8 protein-coding genes are annotated in these 4728 nt (G+C 37.8%); 6 read left to right on the top strand and 2 right to left on the bottom strand.

Translation table 11 applies throughout. From position 1 onward, the window contains the following. Window positions 1-339 precede the first annotated feature (339 nt). Window positions 340-561, bottom strand: coding sequence for a hypothetical protein (locus tag F6K54_RS40610; RefSeq protein WP_293090105.1), 222 nt, complete (start codon window positions 559-561; stop codon window positions 340-342). Window positions 562-1046: 485 nt separating this feature from the next. Here F6K54_RS40610 and F6K54_RS40605 point away from each other — a divergent pair, with 485 nt between their 5' ends. From F6K54_RS40605 to F6K54_RS40580, 6 genes are all read left to right on the top strand, one after another. Next, complete coding sequence (locus tag F6K54_RS40605) at window positions 1047-1475, top strand: NUDIX hydrolase (protein ID WP_293090104.1); 429 nt, start codon at window positions 1047-1049, stop codon at window positions 1473-1475. A gap of 181 nt (window positions 1476-1656) precedes the next feature. Continuing rightward, window positions 1657-1749, top strand: a complete 93-nt coding sequence (locus F6K54_RS40600; RefSeq protein ID WP_293081707.1) for a helix-turn-helix domain-containing protein — start codon at window positions 1657-1659, stop codon at window positions 1747-1749. Continuing rightward, window positions 1737-1931 (top strand): hypothetical protein, encoded by a 195-nt coding sequence (locus F6K54_RS40595; RefSeq protein ID WP_293090102.1) that lies wholly within the window; start codon window positions 1737-1739, stop codon window positions 1929-1931. The genes F6K54_RS40600 and F6K54_RS40595 overlap by 13 nt, the downstream gene beginning before the upstream one ends. A 233-nt stretch (window positions 1932-2164) precedes the next feature. Beyond that, complete coding sequence (locus F6K54_RS40590; protein WP_293090101.1) at window positions 2165-2344, top strand: transposase; 180 nt, start codon at window positions 2165-2167, stop codon at window positions 2342-2344. Continuing rightward, window positions 2328-2489, top strand: coding sequence for a transposase (locus F6K54_RS40585; protein ID WP_293090099.1), 162 nt, complete (start codon window positions 2328-2330; stop codon window positions 2487-2489). Before F6K54_RS40590 ends, F6K54_RS40585 begins: the two co-directional genes overlap by 17 nt. A 222-nt stretch (window positions 2490-2711) precedes the next feature. Then, complete coding sequence (locus F6K54_RS40580; protein WP_293090097.1) at window positions 2712-3002, top strand: zinc ribbon domain-containing protein; 291 nt, start codon at window positions 2712-2714, stop codon at window positions 3000-3002. A gap of 722 nt (window positions 3003-3724) precedes the next feature. Here the strand turns inward: F6K54_RS40580 and F6K54_RS40575 are convergent. Beyond that, window positions 3725-4315, bottom strand: a complete 591-nt coding sequence (locus F6K54_RS40575) for a C39 family peptidase (protein ID WP_293090095.1) — start codon at window positions 4313-4315, stop codon at window positions 3725-3727. Window positions 4316-4728 lie beyond the last annotated feature (413 nt).

Raw genomic sequence — 4728 nt, 5'->3', positions numbered from 1 at the left:
TGCGTAATATCATGTTCGGATAATCAGTTATAAAAAAACTTTATCCCTTTTAACCCTTTCTTCCCTCACAGGAGTGCGCATTCCCTTGCGTCTGACGCGCCCCGCGGGGTCGCACCGCTTCTGCCTCCTGCCTCCAGCTCCCGCTGCCTTCCTTCCTCCAAAGTGTAAGTATTCAACCGAACATGATATAAGTCCTGTAATATAAGACTTTTAGATATTGGACACCTCCTGTAATTTGTAAATATGCCAGCGCACATTGCTATAGCTTAAAGGAAAGCTGGGAAAATTATTCTGGCTAGTCAAAAGAGCAGGAAATTCGCTCAAGAAAAATCTCAACAATTACAGAGGAATAACAAATCCAGAAATAAGTCGAATCAGTAAATCATGAAAAGATTCAGGCTCTGATTTGTGACAATATTCATCAACTAAATTTTCTTCACTTTTTATAGCTTTGATTTCTGCTCTTTTTTTTAAATGCTTCTTCGGTTTGATATGCTGAGATTTTTTTTGCTCAGTATGGATAAGAATATACTTTTGCTCAGTATAGCTCAGAGTAGACATAGAAATACCTCCTTAACTTGAAAATGAAAAAAAGTCTTTCTTTTTTGTTATTAAAAGAAGAGAAATTTATTTCTATGTACCTAGCACTATTTATTTATTTTATTATTTTTTATGAGTGGCTTGAGCGCAAGGTATTAATTCCTCTTCTTTATACTTGTATAGTATACCATTTAGATAAATCTTTGCTATAAATCCTTGCTCCCTTTTCTCTATAAATCACAGTTTTGTAACATTTTTTTATCTAATACTAAATCTCACGTATTTTTGCTAAATTTTCTTAAGAGCAGGGGGCAGAGAGTAGGGGCAATTTGCTACTTAATGGTCCGCAAAGGCGAATCGCCTGTATGGTAGGGAAGTTGTATGCGAGGTCCCTACATAAATAATGAATAAGATATCTTTAATTCATATAAATAATTGCTAAAAACATTAATTGACCATTATTATTACTTAATAAAATTCAAAATGATTATTTCTCAAAAATTAACATGACATATCGTAATCCAACTCCAACTGTTGATATTATTATTGAATTAACTAACCAACCGGGGCGACCTATTGTATTGATTGAGCGCCAAAACGAACCTTTTGGTTGGGCAATTCCTGGCGGGTTTGTTGATTATGGAGAATCTGTTGAAACTGCAGCGCGACGAGAAGCAAAAGAAGAGACGAGTTTAGAAGTAGAATTAATCGAACAATTTTATGTTTATTCTGACCCCAGTCGTGACCCCCGTCAACACACCATGAGTGTTGTGTTTATTGCCACTGCCACTGGAGAACCAAAAGCAGCGGATGATGCCAAAAATTTAGCTTTATTTGAACCTTGGCAAATTCCCCAAAACCTCTGTTTTGACCATGATCGTATTCTCCAAGATTATTTGCAGTATCGTTATTATGGTATTAGGCCACGAGTTTAATTTGAAGGAAGAAAGAAGAGGGAAAAAGGAAGAAAGTTGACTAACTTTTTTGATTTTTGGCTGCCTGGTAGTGTGTCTTACCAGAAAATTGGGTTTAAAGCCTCGCCCATAAGCGGGCGACTTTTAAATTGGTTTTTATTCAATAAATATGGTATCATGTTGTTAGTTTAATAGTCAAATTATGAAAGCTAGGTTTAAGTATCGTATCTATCCCACACCCGGACAAAAATACCGAGAGCGCAAAGCTATTTGGTTGTGTCCGTGTGGCGAGTGAATGATAGTCTAGCTTGCTGCCAAGAAAAGTACACTCTTAGAGAAAAGAAAACCACTAATACTGAACTACAAAAGCTTTTTATTACTCAAGCTAAAAAAACTGAAGACAGAGAATGGTTATCAGAGGTTTCTGCTATACCATTGCAGCAATCATTGAATGATTTAAATCAGGCGTTGCTCTAACTTTTTTAAATCGACAAAAGGTGAGAAAAAAGGTAGACCTATTAAACCTCCTAAATTCATGCATCAGGAAATCAAAACAAACTGCTAGGTTTACATGCATGAGGATTTAAAATTGGTCAACACAAAGTTTAGAAGCGCCAAGATTGGAAAGCTGAAAATTGTATCGCCTGTGAGATTTACCTGCTGCTCCATCATCAGTAACAGTAATCAAAGATTCCGCTCATAGATATTTCTTGAGTTTTGTAGTAGAAATACAACCAGAAGTCTTACCTCAAACTGATAATTCAGTAGGCATAGATTTAGGTATTAAAACTTTTGCTACATTTAGCGATGGTACAAAGGTTGATGCTCCTAAGCCACTGAAGAAACGAATTAAGAAATTAAGAAAGGTAAAGTTTGTCATTATCTCATAAAACTAAAGGATCTAAAAGGTATGAAAAAGCAAGGGTTAGAGTTGCTAAGTTCCATGCCAAACTGAAAGATACAAGAACTGATTTTCTACATAAATTATCTACTAAAATAATTCGTGAAAACCAAACAGTTGTTTTAGAAGTATGACAATATATCTGGTATGATTAAAAACCGCAACCCACCCCCATCCCCTCCCGGGAGGGGAGCAAGAGGGGTGGGTATCAGATTTAGGATGGAGAACCTTCAGAACATTTTTAGATGGAATTGCTGAAAAATATGGTCGTGATTTCAGAGTAATTAGTCGCCCTTGAGCCAACATCTCAAACCTGCTCATGCTGTGGGTTTAAAGGTGGAAAGTTAGACCTTCAGGTGCGAGAATGGGAGTGTCTAAACTGTGGTGCAAAACACGATAGAGACCATAATGCAGCAATAAATATATTAGTCGCGGGCGGGCAGTCCGAGACATTAAACGGACGTGGAGGCAAGCATAAGACTACCGTCAAGGTAGCGGCAGCCTGTGTTAGCGGAGCTTTGCGAAGCGCAAAACGTCAACCCACCGAGGAGTTACGGCTCAGTAGGAATCTCCGCGCCTTCAGGCCGGAGAGGATGTCAAACATCTACGCCAGCATGATCTTCAGCATCCTGAATCATCCCCTGTAAATAGCTACATATTTTATCTTTGAACTCTTCCCTTTTTTGACCTGTTTGCACTGAAGATTCAAGACTATAGACATTAATGCTTACCCGGAAATAAGACCTACTTGTAGAATATTGAGGGTTTGCGCTCAAAAGTCTTATGGGTGAAGGTAGGAGACAACCCACCCCTAGCCCCTCCCAGGAGGGGAGGGGAAGACAGGATACAGGAGAAATGGGAATTTGGAGGAGGTAGGAGCGGGCGTTTTGTCCCAAGATTGTTCTGCCTAACTCTTGACCAAAATCCTGAATTTTTGAACCATTACCACCTAAAACCAATTTTATAAATGTTTGCTACAAATAGGTAGGGTACTTTTTAGGAGTCAGGAGTCAGGAGTCAGGAGTCGTATGGGAATAGATTTAATACCAGTTTTTAGGTCATAAATTATCTTTTTTATCAAAGGGGCATTTCCTGCAAATTTTTTTATTGCACTTATTATTCGTAACATTCTTTTTTCAAAATGGTATAAAACCTCGCACTTTTTCCAGGCCTAAAATTACTCAAACCAATATCAGTCAATAAGCGCGATATTTAATCAGCAAACCCTATTTAGGACTTACGCAGTAGAACGTATTTCTGTTCGAAGTAACTTCAAACCCTACTTTTTCCTAGCTCGTGCGTAAGTCCTGATATTGTTGTTGAAATTAGAGGAATTTTTAGAGACTTCCTAATATCATACACCCTAGATTTATTTAGAAATTCTATGCAGCCACATTGTTGCAGTAGATTCAATCTTACCACTGTCCCAAGTATCATAAAAATTTAGGGCTTCGCGCAAAGAGTATGCATTTCCAGCACAGGATATTAGTCTCCGACTGTATAGCTTATTTTCACCTTTGTTATCTTCTGTATATCGTGAATTATAACGATAGCCGTGGTAAAACCATTCTCCTGCTGGATCATTTACAAAAAAATCACCGTTGTCATTATAGCCACGTATGACTAAAATATGACCAGGGTTTGTCCAATAACCATGTAATATACAGATTTCTCCAGCATCTAGAGCGCGAGTAATGTCTGAAAGACTTCCTTCCATTGTGAGATTATTTATCAATCCTAAACCTTCTATTAATCTCCTAATTCCACCTGGAGTCGTATGTGATATTCCCAGTCTATCAAAACGTTGTTTAACATCATCTTCATACTGTGGCATAGATCCTAAATCAGGAACCCCAAAGTATTTTAGACACATTGCAGCACTTGTAGCGCCACACGATCGCCAACCCTCAATATCGTTATTCTCTTGATTAAAATATGGAACGTTATGATTAATGCCCATGAGTTACCTCCCATAAAGTCTAGTTAGCAGTAATAGATATCTTTTGTTGTTACCTAAGATATCGAAATATACAGCATATTCCAAGTATATGAAGTACAAATACAGATATTAATAATTAAATCAGGAATTACGCAAATTTAATTTTAAACCACTACTATCTGTAGTGGTAAATAGTATTCCCCCTAGCTATATGCAGAGTCTCAGCGTAAGTCCTGTAAATGAATGCAAGTGCGGGCATCTTACCCGCGAGGGGTGTAACCTCACGCTTAGTGGAATCCGCTGTAATTTTACCGAAAAATTGGGTTTAAAGCCTCCCCTTTGAAGGGGACTTTTTATTTTTATGTTAAGTCAATTGAATATATGCTATAGTATTATTAGTTGCCGGGGGGCACTCGGAAACTCGTGCGCGGACG

It is taken from the genome of Okeania sp. SIO3B5 (assembly GCF_010692555.1).
Classification (GTDB): domain Bacteria; phylum Cyanobacteriota; class Cyanobacteriia; order Cyanobacteriales; family Microcoleaceae; genus Okeania.
This window is presented reverse-complemented; position numbering and strand designations above follow the sequence as displayed.